General features: G+C 44.9%; 30 protein-coding genes and 1 rRNA gene. 30 read left to right on the top strand and 1 reads right to left on the bottom strand.

Annotation, left to right across the window (positions count from 1 at the left end; all coding sequences use genetic code 11):
- Positions 1 to 9 precede the first annotated feature (9 nt).
- The 29 genes from rpsQ (at position 10) to BA724_RS04010 (ending at position 17239) form a co-directional block, all read left to right on the top strand.
- Positions 10 to 273, top strand: coding sequence for a 30S ribosomal protein S17 (rpsQ, locus tag BA724_RS04150; protein ID WP_045851861.1), 264 nt, complete (start codon positions 10 to 12; stop codon positions 271 to 273).
- A 44-nt stretch (positions 274 to 317) separates the two neighbouring features.
- Complete coding sequence (rplN, locus tag BA724_RS04145) at positions 318 to 686, top strand: 50S ribosomal protein L14 (RefSeq protein ID WP_018395165.1); 369 nt, start codon at positions 318 to 320, stop codon at positions 684 to 686.
- Between the two features lie 41 nt (positions 687 to 727).
- The gene (rplX, locus tag BA724_RS04140) at positions 728 to 1039 is read left to right on the top strand and encodes a 50S ribosomal protein L24 (RefSeq protein ID WP_069937422.1); all 312 of its coding nucleotides are present in this window, start codon (positions 728 to 730) and stop codon (positions 1037 to 1039) included.
- 26 nt (positions 1040 to 1065) lie between these two features.
- A complete protein-coding gene (rplE, locus tag BA724_RS04135) occupies positions 1066 to 1605 on the top strand; it encodes a 50S ribosomal protein L5 (RefSeq protein ID WP_069937421.1) in 540 nt (179 codons plus the stop codon).
- 24 nt (positions 1606 to 1629) lie between these two features.
- Complete coding sequence (rpsN, locus tag BA724_RS04130; protein ID WP_010285078.1) at positions 1630 to 1815, top strand: 30S ribosomal protein S14; 186 nt, start codon at positions 1630 to 1632, stop codon at positions 1813 to 1815.
- Positions 1816 to 1845: 30 nt separating this feature from the next.
- Complete coding sequence (gene rpsH / locus BA724_RS04125) at positions 1846 to 2241, top strand: 30S ribosomal protein S8 (protein WP_046180679.1); 396 nt, start codon at positions 1846 to 1848, stop codon at positions 2239 to 2241.
- Between the two features lie 30 nt (positions 2242 to 2271).
- Complete coding sequence (gene rplF, locus BA724_RS04120) at positions 2272 to 2808, top strand: 50S ribosomal protein L6 (protein WP_069937420.1); 537 nt, start codon at positions 2272 to 2274, stop codon at positions 2806 to 2808.
- 34 nt (positions 2809 to 2842) lie between these two features.
- Entirely contained in the window at positions 2843 to 3205 is a 363-nt protein-coding gene (rplR, locus tag BA724_RS04115; protein ID WP_069937419.1) for a 50S ribosomal protein L18, read from the top strand.
- Positions 3206 to 3225: 20 nt separating this feature from the next.
- Entirely contained in the window at positions 3226 to 3726 is a 501-nt protein-coding gene (gene rpsE, locus BA724_RS04110) for a 30S ribosomal protein S5 (protein WP_069937418.1), read from the top strand.
- 13 nt (positions 3727 to 3739) lie between these two features.
- Positions 3740 to 3922, top strand: a complete 183-nt coding sequence (gene rpmD, locus BA724_RS04105) for a 50S ribosomal protein L30 (RefSeq protein ID WP_069937417.1) — start codon at positions 3740 to 3742, stop codon at positions 3920 to 3922.
- A gap of 32 nt (positions 3923 to 3954) precedes the next feature.
- Positions 3955 to 4395: a 50S ribosomal protein L15 gene (rplO, locus tag BA724_RS04100; protein WP_069937416.1), complete on the top strand. Its 441-nt coding sequence runs from the start codon at positions 3955 to 3957 to the stop codon at positions 4393 to 4395.
- On the top strand, positions 4395 to 5696 hold the full coding sequence (gene secY, locus BA724_RS04095) for a preprotein translocase subunit SecY (protein WP_069937415.1): 1302 nt from the start codon (positions 4395 to 4397) through the stop codon (positions 5694 to 5696). Before rplO ends, secY begins: the two co-directional genes overlap by 1 nt.
- A 54-nt stretch (positions 5697 to 5750) precedes the next feature.
- Positions 5751 to 6404: an adenylate kinase gene (locus BA724_RS04090; RefSeq protein WP_069937414.1), complete on the top strand. Its 654-nt coding sequence runs from the start codon at positions 5751 to 5753 to the stop codon at positions 6402 to 6404.
- A complete protein-coding gene (gene map, locus BA724_RS04085) occupies positions 6404 to 7150 on the top strand; it encodes a type I methionyl aminopeptidase (protein WP_069937413.1) in 747 nt (248 codons plus the stop codon). Before BA724_RS04090 ends, map begins: the two co-directional genes overlap by 1 nt.
- 41 nt (positions 7151 to 7191) lie before the next feature.
- Positions 7192 to 7410 (top strand): translation initiation factor IF-1, encoded by a 219-nt coding sequence (gene infA / locus BA724_RS04080; RefSeq protein ID WP_018395177.1) that lies wholly within the window; start codon positions 7192 to 7194, stop codon positions 7408 to 7410.
- Positions 7411 to 7448: 38 nt separating this feature from the next.
- A complete protein-coding gene (gene rpmJ, locus BA724_RS04075; RefSeq protein ID WP_000868344.1) occupies positions 7449 to 7562 on the top strand; it encodes a 50S ribosomal protein L36 in 114 nt (37 codons plus the stop codon).
- A 23-nt stretch (positions 7563 to 7585) separates the two neighbouring features.
- The gene (gene rpsM / locus BA724_RS04070; protein WP_069937412.1) at positions 7586 to 7951 is read left to right on the top strand and encodes a 30S ribosomal protein S13; all 366 of its coding nucleotides are present in this window, start codon (positions 7586 to 7588) and stop codon (positions 7949 to 7951) included.
- A gap of 25 nt (positions 7952 to 7976) precedes the next feature.
- Positions 7977 to 8366 carry a 30S ribosomal protein S11 gene (gene rpsK / locus BA724_RS04065; protein WP_045851874.1) on the top strand — a complete coding sequence of 130 codons (390 nt, stop codon included), beginning with the start codon at positions 7977 to 7979 and terminating at the stop codon, positions 8364 to 8366.
- 152 nt (positions 8367 to 8518) lie between these two features.
- Positions 8519 to 9463: a DNA-directed RNA polymerase subunit alpha gene (locus BA724_RS04060; RefSeq protein WP_046180667.1), complete on the top strand. Its 945-nt coding sequence runs from the start codon at positions 8519 to 8521 to the stop codon at positions 9461 to 9463.
- Between the two features lie 35 nt (positions 9464 to 9498).
- Positions 9499 to 9891 carry a 50S ribosomal protein L17 gene (gene rplQ, locus BA724_RS04055; RefSeq protein WP_069937411.1) on the top strand — a complete coding sequence of 131 codons (393 nt, stop codon included), beginning with the start codon at positions 9499 to 9501 and terminating at the stop codon, positions 9889 to 9891.
- A 354-nt stretch (positions 9892 to 10245) separates the two neighbouring features.
- Positions 10246 to 11085: an energy-coupling factor ABC transporter ATP-binding protein gene (locus BA724_RS04050; protein WP_069937410.1), complete on the top strand. Its 840-nt coding sequence runs from the start codon at positions 10246 to 10248 to the stop codon at positions 11083 to 11085.
- Positions 11061 to 11924 carry an energy-coupling factor ABC transporter ATP-binding protein gene (locus BA724_RS04045; protein WP_069937409.1) on the top strand — a complete coding sequence of 288 codons (864 nt, stop codon included), beginning with the start codon at positions 11061 to 11063 and terminating at the stop codon, positions 11922 to 11924. The genes BA724_RS04050 and BA724_RS04045 overlap by 25 nt, the downstream gene beginning before the upstream one ends.
- A complete protein-coding gene (locus tag BA724_RS04040; protein ID WP_069937408.1) occupies positions 11921 to 12718 on the top strand; it encodes an energy-coupling factor transporter transmembrane component T family protein in 798 nt (265 codons plus the stop codon). Before BA724_RS04045 ends, BA724_RS04040 begins: the two co-directional genes overlap by 4 nt.
- A gap of 13 nt (positions 12719 to 12731) precedes the next feature.
- Entirely contained in the window at positions 12732 to 13472 is a 741-nt protein-coding gene (gene truA, locus BA724_RS04035) for a tRNA pseudouridine(38-40) synthase TruA (protein ID WP_069937407.1), read from the top strand.
- Positions 13473 to 13712: 240 nt separating this feature from the next.
- Entirely contained in the window at positions 13713 to 14150 is a 438-nt protein-coding gene (gene rplM, locus BA724_RS04030) for a 50S ribosomal protein L13 (protein ID WP_069937406.1), read from the top strand.
- 28 nt (positions 14151 to 14178) lie between these two features.
- The gene (gene rpsI / locus BA724_RS04025) at positions 14179 to 14571 is read left to right on the top strand and encodes a 30S ribosomal protein S9 (protein WP_045851882.1); all 393 of its coding nucleotides are present in this window, start codon (positions 14179 to 14181) and stop codon (positions 14569 to 14571) included.
- Positions 14572 to 14666: 95 nt separating this feature from the next.
- On the top strand, positions 14667 to 15347 hold the full coding sequence (gene cwlD / locus BA724_RS04020) for an N-acetylmuramoyl-L-alanine amidase CwlD (protein WP_069937405.1): 681 nt from the start codon (positions 14667 to 14669) through the stop codon (positions 15345 to 15347).
- 74 nt (positions 15348 to 15421) lie between these two features.
- The gene (locus tag BA724_RS04015; RefSeq protein WP_069937404.1) at positions 15422 to 16483 is read left to right on the top strand and encodes a P-loop NTPase; all 1062 of its coding nucleotides are present in this window, start codon (positions 15422 to 15424) and stop codon (positions 16481 to 16483) included.
- A gap of 153 nt (positions 16484 to 16636) precedes the next feature.
- Positions 16637 to 17239 carry a KinB-signaling pathway activation protein gene (locus BA724_RS04010; RefSeq protein ID WP_069937403.1) on the top strand — a complete coding sequence of 201 codons (603 nt, stop codon included), beginning with the start codon at positions 16637 to 16639 and terminating at the stop codon, positions 17237 to 17239.
- Positions 17240 to 17260: 21 nt separating this feature from the next.
- On the opposite strand, the gene BA724_RS04005 is transcribed toward BA724_RS04010, so the two are convergent.
- Complete coding sequence (locus BA724_RS04005) at positions 17261 to 17944, bottom strand: polysaccharide deacetylase family protein (protein ID WP_342669985.1); 684 nt, start codon at positions 17942 to 17944, stop codon at positions 17261 to 17263.
- A gap of 321 nt (positions 17945 to 18265) precedes the next feature.
- Between BA724_RS04005 and BA724_RS04000 the strand changes: the two genes are divergently transcribed.
- Positions 18266 to 18376, top strand: a 16S ribosomal RNA gene (locus BA724_RS04000); the annotation flags it as partial.

The raw sequence follows: 18376 nt of genomic DNA, 5'->3' as shown, positions 1-18376 counted from the left end.
GTTTGCACGATGAGCGAACGCAATCAGCGCAAAGTTTACACGGGCCGTGTTGTTTCTGACAAAATGGATAAAACAGTAACGGTTCTTATTGAAACATATAAAACACACAAGCTTTATGGCAAACGCATAAAGTACACTAAAAAGTTTAAGGCTCATGATGAGAACAACGAAGCGAAAATCGGTGACGTAGTGCGCATCATGGAAACACGCCCGCTTTCTGCAACAAAACGTTTCCGCCTTCTAGAAGTAGTGGAAAAAGCAGTAATCATCTAATTAATGTTCGGATAGATGTTATAGTCCGAAAGGAGGTAACCTAAATGATCCAGCAAGAATCACGTTTAAAAGTAGCTGACAACTCTGGTGCTCGTGAAGTACTAACGATTAAAGTCCTCGGTGGTTCCGGCCGTAAAACAGCTAATGTCGGTGATGTAATCGTATGTACAGTAAAACAAGCAACACCAGGTGGCGTTGTCAAAAAAGGTGAAGTGGTAAAAGCGGTTATCGTTCGTACGAAACGCGGCGTTCGCCGTAATGACGGTTCCTACATCCGCTTCGACGAAAACGCGTGCGTCATCATTCGTGACGACAAAAGCCCACGTGGCACACGTATTTTCGGCCCGGTTGCCCGCGAACTTCGCGACAGCAATTTCATGAAGATTGTTTCCTTAGCTCCGGAAGTAATCTAATTGAACTGAATAAATAAAAGGCCATCAAGGAGGTGCGCAACATGCACGTGAAAAAAGGCGATAAAGTCATGGTCATCACAGGTAAAGATAAAGGCAAAACAGGCGTTGTTCTTGCAGCTTTCCCTAAAAAAGACCGTGTCCTTGTTGAAGGAATCAACATCGTGAAAAAGCACGCGAAACCTTCACAATTAAATCCGCAGGGCGGCATCCTAAGCCAGGAAGCAGCTATTCACGTATCCAACGTTATGCTGTTGGATCCGAAAACAAACGAACCTACTCGTGTAGGTTATAAAGAAGTGGACGGCAAAAAAGTCCGCGTAGCAAAAAAATCCGGTGAAATTCTAGATAAATAAAAAGTTCAAGAAGGGAGGTATTCTAAATGAACCGCCTTAAAGAAAGATATCAAAAAGAAATTACACCTGCTCTTGTGAGCAAGTTCAACTATATGTCAGTTATGCAAGTGCCTAAAATTGAAAAAATCGTTGTAAACATGGGTGTTGGTGAAGCAGTCCAAAACGCTAAAGTGTTGGATACAGCTGTTGAAGAATTAACTCAAATCACTGGCCAAAAGCCAATGGTTACAAAAGCGAAAAATTCAATCGCAGGATTCCGTCTTCGTGAAGGTATGCCAATCGGTGCGAAAGTAACTCTTCGCGGCGAGCGCATGTACGAATTCCTTGATAAACTTGTTTCTATTTCACTTCCACGTGTACGTGACTTCCGCGGCGTTTCTAAAAAAGCGTTCGACGGTCGTGGCAACTACACTCTTGGTGTAAAAGAACAGTTAATCTTCCCTGAGATTGATTACGATAAAGTATCAAAAGTACGCGGCATGGACATTGTTATCGTCACTACTGCCAACACGGACGAAGAAGCTCGTGAATTGTTAACACAAATTGGAATGCCGTTCCAAAAGTAATCGCTATATAAGGGAGGCGAAAACGTGGCTAAAAAATCAATGATTGCGAAACAAAAACGTACACAAAAGTTTAAAGTGCAAGAGTACACACGTTGCGAACGCTGCGGACGTCCACACTCTGTATTACGCAAATTTAAACTTTGCCGTATTTGTTTCCGTGAACTAGCTTATAAAGGTCAAATTCCTGGCGTTAAAAAAGCCAGCTGGTAATACACTGATTCCGGAAGGAGGTAATTATAAATGGTTATGACAGATCCGATTGCTGACTTGCTGACTCGCATCCGTAATGCGAACATGGTTCGTCATGAAAAACTGGAAGTACCTGCTTCCAAAATTAAACGTGAAATCGCTGAAATCTTAAAACGTGAAGGATTCGTCCGTGACGTTGAGTTCATCGAGGATGACAAACAAGGTGTTATCCGTATTTTCTTGAAATACAGCGGCAACGAGCGTGTAATCACAGGCTTAAAGCGTATTTCTAAACCAGGTCTTCGCGTTTATGCGAAAGCTGATGAGGTACCACGTGTTCTTAACGGACTTGGTATTGCGATTCTTTCTACATCCACTGGTGTAGTAACTGATAAAGAAGCCCGCGCTAAACAAGTAGGCGGCGAAGTACTCGCTTACGTTTGGTAATAATCTTTTAAAGAATGGAGGTGCGAAACTATGTCACGCGTAGGTAAAAAAGTAATCGAGCTTCCAGAAGGCGTTACGATTACAAACAATAATAATGAAGTGACTGTCAAAGGTCCTAAGGGAGAATTGACTCGTCAGTTTAATAAAGCTTTGACAATTGAAATTGAAGGCAGCAACGTAACTGTCGTTCGTCCTTCAGATTCAAAAGAACACCGTACAATCCACGGAACAACTCGTGCGCTTATTGCCAATATGGTAGAAGGCGTATCAAAAGGGTTCGAACGTAACCTTGAGTTAGTTGGGGTCGGTTACCGTGCACAAAAACAAGGAACAAAACTTGTTTTGAGTGTAGGTTATTCACACCCAGTAGAATTCGAAGCTGAAAACGGCATCGAAATCGACGTTCCTGCAAATACAAAAATCAGCATTAAAGGGATCGACAAAGAGCGCGTTGGAGCAATCGCTGCCAACATCCGCCAAGTTCGTCCTCCTGAGCCGTACAAAGGCAAAGGTATCCGTTATGAAGGCGAGCAAGTTCGCCGCAAAGAAGGTAAAACAGGTAAATAATGCCGCATAGGCATCAGAAAGGAGTGACCTCGGGATGATCACAAAAGCTGATAAAAACAAAACGCGTAAAAGACGCCACGCCCGTGTACGTGCGAAAATCGCCGGTACAGCTGCGCGTCCTCGCTTGAACGTATTCCGTTCAAACAAGCACCTTTACGCTCAATTGATTGATGATGCAAATGGTGTTACACTTGCAAGTGCTTCAACTATTGAAAAAGATTTCGGTCTTGAATCAACAGGCAACCAGGAAGCTGCTGCGAAAGTTGGCGAATTGCTCGCTAAACGCGCAACTGAAAAAGGTGTCGCTTCTGTTGTATTCGACCGTGGGGGCTACCTTTACCACGGCCGCGTTAAAGCCTTGGCTGACGCTGCACGTGAAAATGGCCTTGAATTCTAATAAAAGGAGGGACACATTTAATGCGTCGCATTGATCCAAACAAACTCGAACTTGAAGAACGCGTAGTAACGGTCAACCGTGTTGCGAAAGTTGTAAAAGGTGGACGTCGTTTCCGCTTCACTGCACTCGTTGTCGTTGGCGATAAAAATGGTAATGTCGGTTTTGGAACTGGTAAAGCACAAGAAGTTCCAGATGCAATTCGTAAAGCAATTGAAGATGCGAAGAAAAATCTAGTATTCGTACCGATGGTTGGCACAACTTTGCCACACCAAGTAATCGGTCAATTTGGTGCGGGTTCAGTCCTATTAAAACCTGCTTCTGAAGGTACTGGAGTTATCGCAGGCGGACCTGTCCGTGCGGTACTTGAACTTGCTGGTGTTGGTGACATTCTCTCCAAATCACTTGGTTCAAACACACCGATCAACATGGTTCGTGCTACAATTGAAGGACTTAAAGAATTGAAAACAGCTGAAGAAGTGGCAAAACTTCGCGGCAAGTCTGTAGAAGAACTGTTAGGATAAGGAGGGAATCATAATGGCTGAAAAATTACAAATTACCCTCACTCGCAGCCTGATCGGACGTACGCAGGATCAGCGCGAAACTGTTAAGGCACTTGGTCTCCGCAAAATGCATCAAACGGTTGAGCAAAACGACAACCCGGCAATTCGCGGCATGATCAACAAAGTGTCTCATCTTGTGACTGTTACAGAAAAATAATTTCATTTTATAGAACAAGGAGGTGCAAGAGCATGAAACTTCATGAATTGAAACCAGCTGCAGGTTCCCGCAAAGAACGCAACCGTGTTGGACGCGGTACAGGTTCCGGTAACGGTAAAACGGCAGGTAAAGGTCATAAAGGTCAAAACGCACGTTCAGGCGGTGGTGTCCGTCTTGGATTTGAAGGTGGACAAACTCCTTTATTCCGTCGTCTTCCAAAACGCGGCTTCACAAACGTGAATCGTAAGGAATACGCAGTTGTGAACATCGATACATTGAATCGTTTCGAAGAAGGAACAGAAGTTACACCTGAACTTCTTATCGAAAGCGGCATTGTGAAAAGCGAAAAAGCAGGAATCAAAATTCTTGCGAACGGCAACGTAGAGAAAAAGCTTACTATTAAAGCGCACAAATTCTCTGCTGCTGCGAAAGAAGCAATTGAAGCGGCTGGCGGTAAGATTGAGGTGATCTAATGTTTCGCACAATCTCCAATTTTATGCGTGTGGGTGATATAAGAAATAAGATTATATTCACCCTCCTTATGTTAATCGTGTTCCGGATCGGCACATTCATTCCTGTTCCCTATGTTAATGCGGATGTTCTCCGCATGCAGGAGCAGGCTGGACTTATTGGATTCCTTAATACGTTCGGCGGAGGAGCGCTTCAAAACTTCTCAATTCTCGCAATGGGGATTATGCCTTACATTACCGCGTCCATTATCGTACAGCTTTTGCAAATGGATGTTGTTCCTAAATTTACTGAATGGTCGAAGCAAGGTGACGTTGGACGGCGCAAACTTACTCAGTTTACCCGCTATTTCACAATCGTGCTCGGCCTCATTCAAGGTTTTGGAATGTCGTATGGGTTTAACCGTTTATATGGCGGATTACTTGTCGAAAATAGCAGTGTTGGCGGCTATGTGCTTATTGCATTAGTGCTGACGGCAGGTACTGCTTTTCTTATGTGGCTTGGAGAACAAATCACAGCTAAAGGAGTCGGCAACGGAATCTCGATTATCATTTTCGCCGGAATTGTGGCGGCCATTCCTGGAGCAGTAAACCAAATTTATGCACAGCAAATTGAAGGGGCGGGCGATCAGCTCTTCCTGCGCATTGTTGTTCTTCTTTTGATTTTGCTTGCGGTACTGGCGATTGTTGTTGGGGTTATTTTCTTTCAGCAGGCGCTGCGGAAAATCCCGATTCAATACGCGAAACGTGTTGGAGCAGGTGGCGGCATGGCACCGGTTGGCGGCCAGTCGACCCATCTTCCATTGAAAGTAAACGCGGCGGGGGTTATCCCGGTTATCTTTGCTATTTCGTTCTTGATCACCCCGCAGACTATTGGTTCATTTTTTGGTTCAAATGATGTGACGACAACCATTCAGAACATCTTTGACTACACGAAACCGGTCGGCATGGCGATCTACGTTGCATTGATTGTTGCGTTTACGTATTTCTATGCTTTCATTCAAGTAAACCCTGAACAAGTTGCTGATAACTTGAAAAAACAGGGTGGGTATATTCCGGGCATTCGCCCTGGGAAGAACACACAGGATTATTTGACAAATGTGCTTTACCGTCTGACTTTTGTCGGTGCAATTTTCCTTTCAGCCGTTGCTGTGCTGCCTGTTTTCTTCATTCAATTCGCGGGTCTTCCACCAGCGGCGCAAATTGGCGGTACTAGTCTTTTGATCGTCGTCGGTGTGGCACTTGAAACAATGAAGCAGCTTGAAGCACAACTTGTAAAGCGTCATTATAAAGGCTTTATGAAGTAAGCAAGGTGATAGTGTGTGACTCACTTCACTCAATCAGACTGAGGGGGTATATCGATGAATCTCGTGTTAATGGGATTGCCTGGTGCCGGTAAAGGGACTCAGGCAGAGAAAATTGTTGAAAAGTACGGCGTGCCGCACATTTCAACAGGGGACATGTTCCGTGCTGCAATGAAGGATGAAACGGAGCTGGGCTTAAAAGCAAAATCATTTATGGATAAAGGCGAACTCGTTCCGGACGAAGTAACGATCGGGATTGTCAACGAACGCCTTGCGAAAGCGGACTGTGCAAAAGGCTTTCTATTAGATGGCTTCCCGCGTACAGTGGCGCAGGCAGAAGCGCTTGAAGACATTCTGGCCGGCCTTAACCGTAAAATTGATTACGTTATTAATGTCGAGGTTGACCAAGACATTTTAATGGGACGCTTAACAGGCCGCCGCATTTGTAAAAGCTGCGGTGCAACGTATCATCTGGAATTCAACCCGCCATCTCAGGAAGATAAATGCGACCGCTGCGGCGGCGAATTGTATCAACGTGCAGATGATAATGCGGAAACGGTTCAGAACCGTCTTGACGTGAATGTAAAGCAAACTGCACCATTGCTTGCTTTCTATAGCGAAAAAGGATATTTGAAAAACATTAACGGCCAGCAGGATATCAATGTTGTCTTTGAAAATATTGATGAGCTCCTTAAAGGTCTCCGTAACTAATGATCATTTGTAAAACCCCTCGTGAACTGGAGATTATGAAAGAAGCGGGGCGTATTGTCGCGCTTACACATCAGGAACTGCAAAACCATATTTCTCCCGGGATAAGTACGATGGAGCTGGATGCTGTTGCTGAAAACTTCATTCGAAGCATGGATGCAGCACCTTCTTTTAAAGGGTATAATGGTTTTCCTGGCAGCATTTGCGCTTCTGTAAATGAAGAGCTTGTGCACGGGATTCCCGGCAGCCGTACATTAAAAGAAGGGGACATTATCAGCATTGATATCGGTGCTTATTATAAGGGGTATCATGGCGACTCGGCCTGGACATACGCTGTCGGCCGGATTGCACCTGAGACGGAGAAGCTTCTCGACGTAACAGAGGAATCGCTTTACATCGGACTCAATGAAGCGAAACCGGGTGAACGTCTTTCTACCATCTCCCATGCGATTCAAACGTATGTGGAATCGAATGGCTTTTCAATCGTTCGTGAGTATGTTGGGCACGGTGTTGGGCAGAACCTCCATGAGGCTCCGCAAATTCCTCATTACGGTCCGCCGGGAAAAGGGCCGTTGCTAAAACCTGGTATGGTGCTCGCGATCGAACCGATGGTCAATGCCGGTCGTCGTTACGTAAAAACACTTGAGGATAATTGGACTGTCGTTACACAGGATGGAAAAATGTGTGCTCATTTTGAACATACAATTGCGATAACCGAAACAGGCTTCGACATTTTGACGAAAGCCTAGGCAGCAGCCAAACGGATGAAAAGTGAAGGGAGATGAACTAAATGGCGAAAGACGATGTAATTGAAATTGAAGGTACAGTCACTGAAACTTTGCCAAACGCCATGTTTAAGGTAGAATTGGAAAATGGGCATACTATTTTAGCGCACGTTTCAGGCAAAATCCGTATGCATTTTATCCGTATCTTGCCTGGTGATAAAGTAACAGTAGAACTTTCACCGTATGACTTAACACGCGGACGGATCACGTACCGTTACAAATAACATATATGGCGCTCCGGACTATGAAGGAGGTTGGAGAAATGAAAGTAAGACCATCAGTTAAGCCAATCTGTGAGAAATGCAAAGTCATTCGCAGACGCGGCAAAGTTATGGTTATTTGTGAAAACCCTAAGCATAAACAAAAACAAGGCTAATATTAAAGGGAGGTGCACATTTTATGGCACGTGTAGCAGGTGTTGATATTCCACGCGATAAGCGTGTAGTTATCTCATTAACTTATATTTTCGGAATCGGCAGACCAACGTCTGAACAAATTCTTGAAGAAGCAGGCGTTTCACAGGACACTCGTGTACGCGATTTAACGGAAGATGAATTAAACAAAATCCGTGAAATCGTTGACCGCTTGAAAGTAGAGGGTGACCTTCGTCGTGAAGTATCTCTTAACATTAAACGTTTGATGGAAATCGGTTCATTCCGTGGTATCCGTCATCGCCGTGGACTTCCAGTACGTGGACAGAACACGAAAAACAACGCGCGTACTCGTAAAGGCCCGCGTAAAACTGTAGCGAACAAGAAAAAATAATTGGTAAAGGAGGCAGAATTAAGACATGGCTCGTAAACAACAAACTCGTAAGCGTCGTGTGAAAAAGAATATCGAATCTGGTATTGCTCACATCCGCTCAACGTTCAACAATACAATCGTCACTATTACAGACGTTCACGGTAACGCTCTATCTTGGTCAAGTGCAGGTGCCCTTGGTTTCAGAGGATCACGTAAATCCACTCCGTTTGCTGCTCAAATGGCTGCTGAAACAGCTGCGAAAGCATCAATCGAACATGGTATGAAAACTCTTGAAGTAACAGTAAAAGGTCCAGGTTCAGGCCGTGAAGCTGCTATTCGTGCGCTTCAAGCAGCAGGTTTGGAAGTTACTGCAATTAAAGACGTAACTCCAGTACCTCACAATGGCTGCCGTCCTCCAAAACGTCGTCGTGTTTAATCTTCCTGCATAAAGGAGAACTATTCCGGTTATAATGGAAAATTGACTGTTTTGATTCAGGAATTGACCACTTGTTTTGTAAAATCGGGAATGGTAAACATGGGGAATTTCGGATTACCGGAATTTCGACGTATTCAAGGAGGGAAAATGGAATGATCGAAATTGAAAAGCCAAAAATTGAAACGGTTGAGATCAGCGATGATGCTACGTTTGGAAAGTTCGTCGTGGAACCACTTGAACGCGGATATGGTACAACTCTAGGGAACTCCTTGCGTCGTATTTTATTATCTTCACTTCCGGGTGCCGCAGTGACAGCCATTCAGATTGATGGTGTACTGCACGAATTCTCAACAATTGAAGGCGTCGTAGAAGATGTTACGTCGATCATTTTGAACATTAAAAAATTAGCGCTTAAGATTTATTCCGATGAGGAAAAAACGCTTGAAATTGATGTTCAAGGTCCAGGAACGGTAACGGCTGCCGACATTACTCATGACAGCGATGTGGAAATTTTAAATCCTGATCTGCATATTGCGACATTGGGCGAAAATGCCAATTTCCGTATGCGCTTGACGGCACAACGCGGCAGAGGGTACAACCGGGCTGATCACAACAAAAAAGAAGATCATCCAATCGGCGTCATTGCGATCGACTCCATCTATACACCTGTATCGCGTGTGAACTTCCAAGTGGAAAACACTCGTGTCGGGCAGCTTTCAAACTTTGATAAATTGTCACTGGACGTTTGGACAGATGGCAGCATCGGACCAAAAGAAGCCATTTCTTTAGGTGCGAAAATTTTAAATGAACATCTTAACATTTTCGTAGGATTAACAGATGAAGCACAGCATGCGGAAATCATGGTAGAAAAAGAAGAAGACCAGAAAGAAAAAGTACTTGAGATGACGATCGAAGAACTTGATCTATCTGTCCGTTCTTACAACTGCTTAAAACGCGCTGGTATTAATACTGTTCAAGAACTTGCGAACAAGAGCGAGGACGACATGATGAAAGTCCGTAACCTTGGCCGTAAATCACTTGAAGAAGTAAAAGCGAAACTGGACGAGCTTGGCCTCGGCTTACGAAAAGAAGATTGATTGACTAAACGACATCAATAAAGGAGGGTATCTTCATGGCTTACAGAAAGCTAGGACGTACAAGCGCTCAGCGCAAAGCGATGCTTCGTGATTTGACTACAGATCTTATCATCAGCGAACGCATTGAAACGACTGAAGCACGTGCAAAAGAATTGCGCTCAGTTGTAGAAAAAATGATTACACTCGGTAAACGTGGTGACTTGCATGCCCGCCGTCAGGCTGCTGCATTCCTTCGTCACGAAGTCGCTTCTACTGTAGAAGTAGAGAAAAAAGGCAAAATGAAAGAGCAGCCTGTATACGCTCTTCAAAAATTGTTTGATGATGTGGCACCACGCTACACAGAACGTCAAGGTGGCTACACTCGCATTATGAAAGTCGGTCCACGCCGCGGCGATGGCGCACCAATGGTGATTATTGAGCTAGTGTAAGTCAATAAGACCGCGAAATGGGCAGAACAAAACGAACGTTGCTTTGTTTTGCCCTTTTTTTATACTTTAAAAAAGTGCAAGTTTTTGGACATTTTCCAGCTCCAGTCGATCAGTCTCTTGGTCGTAAGCCGTCATGGCTGGCAAAGATGCTACTCTGCTGGACCTGAATGGCAGAGCCTTGCGCTTTTCTATCAACAAGCTTAGAGCGTTACGATGGGCGTACCCCGGCGCTTCATGTGCGACCCGTCTAGCTCATGCACCCCCTGCCACGCTGCTTTAGCAGCAAGAAGAGATGTATTCTTCGGTTCGGGGTGCGGGCTTTTTTTGTTTTTGTCGAAAATAGGAGGGGTCAGCTTGAGTGAAACGGTAATTTCCATTCAAGAGGTGTCATTTCAATATCCGGATCAAACAGCTTTTGCGCTCCAAAATGTATCATTGCATGTACAGCGCGGCGAATGGCTGGCTATCGTCGGTCATAACGGATCAGGAAAGTCAACGCTTGCGAAAATGCTGAACGGCCTTCATTATCCACAAAAAGGACAGGTCATGATTAGCGGATTTATGCTTTCTGAAGAGAATGTTTGGTCTATACGCGAAAAGCTTGGAATGGTCTTTCAAAATCCAGATAATCAATTCGTTGGTACAACGGTACAGGATGATGTGGCTTTTGGGTTAGAAAACAACGGTGTAGAACAAACAATGATGAAAGAACGCGTGCTGGCGGCGCTCCAAAAAGTCGGCATGACCGCTTTTCTGAATCAAGAGCCCCACCATCTGTCTGGCGGCCAAAAGCAGCGGGTAGCAATTGCGAGCGTCATTGCGCTACGTCCGGACATTATTTTGCTTGATGAAGCGACGTCAATGCTTGACCCGCTGGGACGTGATGAAGTGATGGAAACGATTCGTGAACTAAAAGAAAAAGAAGGATTGACCGTGATTTCGATTACACATGACCTCGAAGAAGCGGCGAAAGCAGATCGGGTCATCGTGCTGAATGAAGGCAGCATATACACGGAAGGAACACCACAGGCGATTTTCCAGATGGACCAGGAATTGCTCCAGCTTGGTCTTGGTGTGCCATTTTCGGTCCGGATGAGTCAGCTGCTTGCGGATGAAGGACTTTTATTAACGCAGCGGCATTTTAATCAAGAAGAGCTGGTGAGAGACATATGGACATTAAACTTCGCGAAGTAGAATACCGATACGCGGCGGGTACGCCTTTTGAACGGCTGGCCATAACAGATGTATCATTTCATATCCCTTCAGGCGAGTATATGGCGATCATTGGCCATACAGGCTCAGGTAAATCAACGGTCCTTCAGCATTTAAATGTACTGTTAAAACCGCTAAAAGGCGAAATTGATATCGGCAGCCGGACCATTGCGGCAGGTCGGAAAGAAAAAGACTTAAAAGAAGTAAGGCGCCGTGTCGGCATTGTATTTCAATTTCCAGAGCATCAGCTGTTTGAAGAAACAGTGGAGAAAGATATTTGTTTTGGCCCGATGAATTTTGGCGTAAAGGAAGAACAGGCAAAGCAGCGCGCGCGTGATGCCATTCGTCTCGTTGGACTGCCGGAAAGTGTGCTCGAACGGTCTCCCTTTGATCTGTCAGGCGGACAAATGAGACGCGTGGCAATTGCCGGCGTACTGGCAATGAAACCGGATGTGCTCGTACTGGATGAACCGACAGCAGGACTCGATCCGCGCGGCCGGCTGGACATGATGGAGATGTTTGCTTCCTTACAGAAGAACAACGGCCTGACATGTGTCCTCGTTACACACAGCATGGAAGATGCAGCCCGTTACGCGGATAAAATTGTAATGATGCACAAAGGCCGAGTTTACAAAACCGGCACACCCCGTGAAATTTTCAGTGACCGTGACAGTTTAAGAGCGATTGGACTTGATGTGCCGGAAACAATCCACTTCCAGCATTTATTTGAAGAAAAACTAGGTTTTCCACTTAAGCGTCTTTGTTTGACGCCAGAAGAACTGGCACAAGAAATCCGCGATCTGCGTGGTGAGCGCCGATGATGGAGAAAGTGATTTTAGGCCGTTATTTGCCGGCGGACTCCATTGTGCACCGAATGGACCCGCGGGCAAAGCTGTTATTTATTTTCGTTTTTGTTTTAATTGTCTTTTTGGCTAACAACGTCGCAACATATGCGCTGCTGGGCGCTTTTACACTTTTCATTGTTTTTTCATCGAATGTAAAGCTCCGGTTTTTAATTGCCGGTTTAAAGCCGGTGATCCTGCTTATTTTGTTTACCTTTTTTCTGCATGTGTTTTTTACGAAAGAGGGAGAGGTTCTGACGCAGGTTGGTTTTTTAAGCATTTATGAAGGCGGCGTCATCAAAGGAATTTTTATTTCATTACGCTTTTTTCTATTGATTCTGGTGACGTCTCTTTTAACTTTGACGACACCGCCCATCTCCGTCACAGATGGAATTGAGTCATTATTCGGTCCGCTGAAAAAAATTAAAGTGCCGGTCCATGAGCTTGCGCTGATGATGTCCATTTCACTTCGGTTCATTCCAACGCTTCTGGATGAAACGGATAAGATTATGAAAGCGCAAATGGCCCGTGGTGCTGATTTTACGAGCGGCTCCATAGCCGATCGGGTAAAGGCGGTTATCCCGCTTTTAATCCCCCTCTTTGTCAGTGCGTTTAAGCGGGCGGAGGAGCTCGCGGTCGCAATGGAAGCCCGCGGTTATAAAGGCGGCCAGGGACGGACGAAATACCGTGTTTTGGCGTGGCATGTGCGTGATACAATGGCGTTGCTGCTTCTTGCTGTATTGGCCGTCGTATTATTTATGCTGAGAAGCTGATAGGAGGATTAGCGTGAAACGAATTAAATGTGAGATTATGTATGACGGATCGCGCTTCTCCGGCTATCAGTCGCAGCCGAAAGACCGGACTGTGCAGCGGGAGTTAGAGAAGGCGCTCTGGAAGATTCATAAAAAAGTGCCGGTTAAAACACATGCCTCTGGCCGGACAGACGCCGGTGTGCACGCGATGGGGCAGGTAGTTCATTTTGATACACCCATTACGATGCTGGCGGAGCGGTGGGCCCGTGCGTTAAACGGTGAGCTGCCAAGCGATATATCGGTTAAGCGGACGGAAGAAGTATCTGAGAAGTTTCATGCGCGCTATTCGGTTAGTGGCAAGGAATATCGGTATCGCATTTACCGCACGCGCTACCGCGATCCATTTCGTACCGTATATGCGTACCACTATCCGTACCCGCTTGATGTGAGCCGAATGAAAGAAGCAGCCGCCTATTTAATGGGGGAACACGATTTCACGTCTTTCTGCTCCACGAAAAGCGATAAAGAAAACAAAGTACGCACTGTCACAGATATTTCATTTTTCGAACAAGGTGACGATCTTGAAATCCGCTTTAAAGGCACAGGCTTTTTATACAATATGGTCCGGATCATGGTTGGTACGCTTATGAAAGTAGGCAATGGCCGGCTGGAGCCGGAAGACGTCGCACGTATTTTAGCGCAGCGTGACCGGAACCGCGCTCCCCAGACTGCACCTGCCGAAGGGCTTTATCTGTGGGAGGTATTCTATGAATAATCGCTTTACGTATTCGCCGGCAGACAGCATGAGAGAATGTCTTTTTAACGTCTAAAGTTGTTTCTCTTAGAACTTTTTCGTGACAACTTCACCAAGTGTTGCATTTTGTCTTGACATTGACTAGCAGGCGGTATATTATAGCATATGGTATGTTATTTGACCCCACGATCAGCCCCGGAAAGTTAATCGTGATATAAATACATGGAACCGTAAAACATAAACAAATCAGGAGGGTAAACAATGCGTACGACTTATATGGCTAAAGCAGGCGAAATCGAGCGTAAATGGTTCGTGATCGATGCTGAAGGCAAAACATTGGGCCGTCTTTCAAGCGAAGTAGCATCTATTTTGCGCGGCAAACATAAACCAACTTTCACACCACACGTTGACACTGGCGATAACGTTATTATTCTTAATGCGTCTAAAATCGAATTAACAGGTAACAAACTTCAAGGAAAAATTTACTACCGTCACAGCATGTATCCAGGTGGTTTGAAAACAACTACTGCAGGTCAAATGCGTGATAAAAATCCTGAAAGAATGCTTGAGCTTGCCATTAAAGGTATGCTTCCAAAAGGTTCTTTAGGCCGTCAAATGTTCAAAAAACTTCACGTTTACGCTGGAGCAGAACATAAACACGAAGCACAACAACCAGAAGTTTACGAACTTCGCGGATAATTTTAATTATTAAAAGGAGGAAATGACATTGTCACAAGTTCAATACTTAGGCACAGGACGCCGTAAAAGTTCAGTAGCCCGCGTACGTCTCGTACCAGGCGAAGGTAAAATCATCATTAACGGCCGTACTGCTGAAGATTATATCCCATTCGAAGCGCTGCGCACTGTGATCAACCAGCCGCTCGTTGCGACTGAAACAGTAAACAGCTATGATGTACACGTAAATGTAAACGGAGGCGGCTACACAGGTCAGGCAGGAGCGATCCGTCACGGTATCGCCCGCGCTCTTCTGCAAGCTGATCCGGAATTCCGTCCAACACTTAAACGTGCTGGCTACCTTACTCGTGATGCACGTGCGAAAGAACGTAAAAAATACGGTCTTAAAGGCGCTCGTCGCGCACCTCAGTTCTCAAAACGTTAATAATGCGTTTGGAAATCCTTTCTCCATTTGGAGAGAGGATTTTTTTCATGTACGGCGTTTTCTCTCATATAGTGGTAATGACGGGAGGGGAGACGATGAAAAAAATCTTGTTCATTGTCGTACTCGTGGCAATTGCCGCTTTTGTATATAACGATGTGAAGCCGGCTTTTAATGCGTGGCGTCCGCCGCTTGCCGGTATTACCATTATGATCGATCCGGGTCATGGGGGCATGGATGGGGGCGCAGGAAGTGAACCGGCGCTTGAAAAAGATATCGCTCTGTCTGTATCTGAGAAGCTACGGGAGTTTTTAAACGGACAAGGAGCCGTTGTGCTCATGACGAGGGAAGAAGATATGGATTTAGCGCAGGAGAAGACAGAAAGCGTCAGAACCCGAAAAACCGAAGACTTGAAAAAAAGAAGGCAATTGATTAATGAATCGAATGCAGATTTATTTGTGAGTATTCATTTAAACGCCATTCCGGCAGAACAATGGCGGGGGGCGCAAACCTTTTATTCTTCGCATCTCCCAGAAAACCAACAGATTGCAGCGGATATACAAAAAGAACTGATCGGCAACTTGGGTAATACCGACCGGCAGCCAGCTGAAATTGGGCACGTCTATGTTTTAAAAGAAGCGGATATTCCAGGTGCGCTCGTGGAAATTGGCTTTTTATCCAATCCCGTTGAACGGCGGCTGTTAGAAAGTGAAGAGTACCAGGAAAAAACAGCAGCCTCCATTTCTCGTGGCATTCTTCGTTATCTTACACAAAAGTAACCGTTTCCCATCCTTCTTTGAAGAGTATGCTATACTAAAGAACGAGAACAATATAGTCAAAGGATGGTGCTCCCATGATTACAGAAGCGCAAGTGCGCAATATCGTGAATGCCCTTGAAGACCCATTTTTACATAAAAAACTTGCAGAAACGGGCGGCTTGGAAGAGGTATCAATCAAAGAAGAAAAGAACCATGTAAGTGTGAAAATTGCGATTGCGCAGACAGGCACTCCGGAACAGCTTCAGCTGCAAATGCGCATTGTCAATTCGTTAAAAGAAGCTGGAGTAGAAACGGTGGGGATCCGTTTTAAAGAGCTGTCTGACGAAGCGATGGCGAAATTCCGCGGTGCCGATGCTGTCGGAAAAGATGAGAGTCTGCTTTCCCCAAACAGCGAAACAACCTTTTTGGCGATTGCGAGTGGAAAAGGCGGTGTCGGCAAATCGACCGTATCGGTTAACCTTGCCGTATCTCTTGCGCGTCTCGGCAAAAAGGTCGGACTCGTTGATGCCGATATTTATGGATTCAGCGTGCCGGATATGATGGGCATCACAACACGCCCAGTCGTACGCGGCGAAAAGATTTTTCCGGTTGACCGCTTCGGTGTCAAAGTCATTTCAATGGGTTTTTTTGTAGATGATAACGCACCGGTTATTTGGCGCGGCCCAATGCTCGGTAAAATGCTGAATAACTTTTTCTCAGAAGTGGAATGGGGCGACTTGGACTATTTGCTTCTTGATTTGCCGCCGGGCACAGGCGATGTGGCGCTTGATGTGCATACGATGCTTCCGCATTGTAAAGAAGTCATTGTATCAACGCCTCATCCGACTGCCGCTTTTGTTGCAGCCCGTGCCGGTGCCATGGCGCTTCAAACGGATCATGAAGTTGTTGGCGTTATTGAGAACATGGCATACTTCGAAAGCAAAACAACAGGTGAAAAAGAGTATATTTTCGGACGCGGCGGCGGAGACAAGCTGGCCGATGAACTGCGTACAGAGGTACTTGGCCGTCTGCCGCTTCAGCAGCCGGATTGGAATGAAGAAGACTTTGCTCCATCGGTTTATGCAGAAGATCATCCACTCGGCACGATTTATCAGGAGATCGCGAAAAAACTGGATGGCAAAATTTCATCTAACTAAAAGCTCCCGGGCAGCAGCCCGGAAGCTTTTTTTAAAGTTGTCCAGCTCCAGGCTCTTTCCGCTTTTCTTTTGGGCAGACAAAAAATGTACATAGCACATGAAAGCGCGTATTGGTACAATCGAAACAGAACAATATACAGGAGGATTTTTTGCGTGGGTATACGAAATTGGATCCGCTTTTTTACACATACATTGCTGATTGGCGGCGCAGTGACCGGTATTTTAGGCTTTATTATCCGTTGGAATGAATTTTCGCCACTGTTTGCGAATGGAGAATGGAAAGAAGTATTATCTGTGTTAACATGGCTCATTGGGGTTGGGTTTACATTCAGCGTCATCAGCCAAATGGGCTTTTTTGCGTATTTGACTATTCATCAATTTGGTCTTGGCTTATTTCGTTCTTATTGGAACTTTATCCAAATCGCATTAGTTATCGTCGTGTTATTTGATCTTGTTTATTTTCGTTTTAAAGCGTTCAGTAACGGTGAAGCGATTGGCTCATACTTAATATTGGCCGCAACCTTGCTTATTTTTGGCCTGATAACGGCTTACATAAAAGCGAAAGGAAAAAGCAAAAACGTTTTTATCGCTGCTCTTTTCTTTATGGTCGTCGTGACAACACTTGAGTGGCTTCCTGTCCTGCAGGCAAATGAAAAAAGCTGGCTGTATCTAATGCTTTTCACACTTCTGCCATGTAACGCCTTTCAGTTGCTTATGCTTCCTCAATACAATCAAAAAACCTCGAAAGCAGGGTAATGTCCTGTTTTCGAGGTTTTTTCATGGAACGTACTCAATTCGTGTCTCTCCCCCAGCCATTTCCGATAAGCTGACTGCTTCTTCCTTCTTCACTAAAAGAGAGAGCCATTTCTCTGTAATGCGGAAATCTTCTTCCGGGTTTAGCAGCACAATATCTCCTTGTTCAACGTGACGGATAAAATCAGAGGGAGTCTGTTTTGCTAAATCAACACTCCACTGTATTGTCAAATAGCCGTGTGAAGCAGTAGATTCTGGTAATTCCCCAACATCCTCAGCCGCCCTTATATAAAGAGTGCCTTCTTTATGATAACCACTTAGTATTTTTTGGACAGAAGCGATTTCTTTTTCAATCTCTCTATCGTCCGAAATGTCCGTCAGCAGGACGCCTATATCGAATGCACGATCTACAAGAAGCTTTGTGGTTTTAGGGTGTTTCTCAAGCCAGGCAGACGTTACAAAAAAAGAAGCCGTTATCTTGTGCTTGATGAATAGTTTTGCGAGTTTTGCCGCATTTTTTTCAGAATCATCCACATTTACAGTCAGGGCGACATGCTTGTCCCCTTTGTAAATAGCAGAAGGGCGGTCAACAACTGAAACAACAGGCTGTTCGGCAGAAGGAGGAATCATCATTAAAAAAAAGATTGCAGAGCAAAAGAAAAGAACGGTCCATTTCAACTGCTTTAGTCGAATAAATAACCAAGGCATCACGGCTTCAGCCTCCGTTTTAAGGTGTTTTGAAAAAGTATATGAAAAAAAATAAAAAAAAGAAGAAAAAGTATTGACCTTTTGTTCTAATGCATGGTAAATTAAATCTTGCCCGTTACGAGAAACGTAAGAATGAAAAACATTTAAAAAAGATGTTGACATTCAAAAGGGTGAAATGATATTGTATAAAAGTTGCTATTAAGCAGCGGATTGAACATTGAAAACTGAACAAAATCAATAAAACGTCAACGTTTTAATTTTTAACTTCTATTAAAAGTACACCCCGTATTTTTAGTAGAAACAATTGAGCAAGTCAAACACTTTTTGGAGAGTTTGATCCTTGCTCAGGACGAACGCTGGCGGCGTGCCTAATACATGCAAGTCGAGCGGACTTGACGGAGCTTGCTCCGTTCAGGTCAGCGGCGGACGGGT

It is taken from the genome of Domibacillus iocasae (assembly GCF_001750285.1).
GTDB lineage: Bacteria > Bacillota > Bacilli > Bacillales > Domibacillaceae > Domibacillus > Domibacillus iocasae.
Note: the sequence above shows the minus strand (reverse complement) of the source record. Positions and strands in the feature narration are given on the sequence as shown.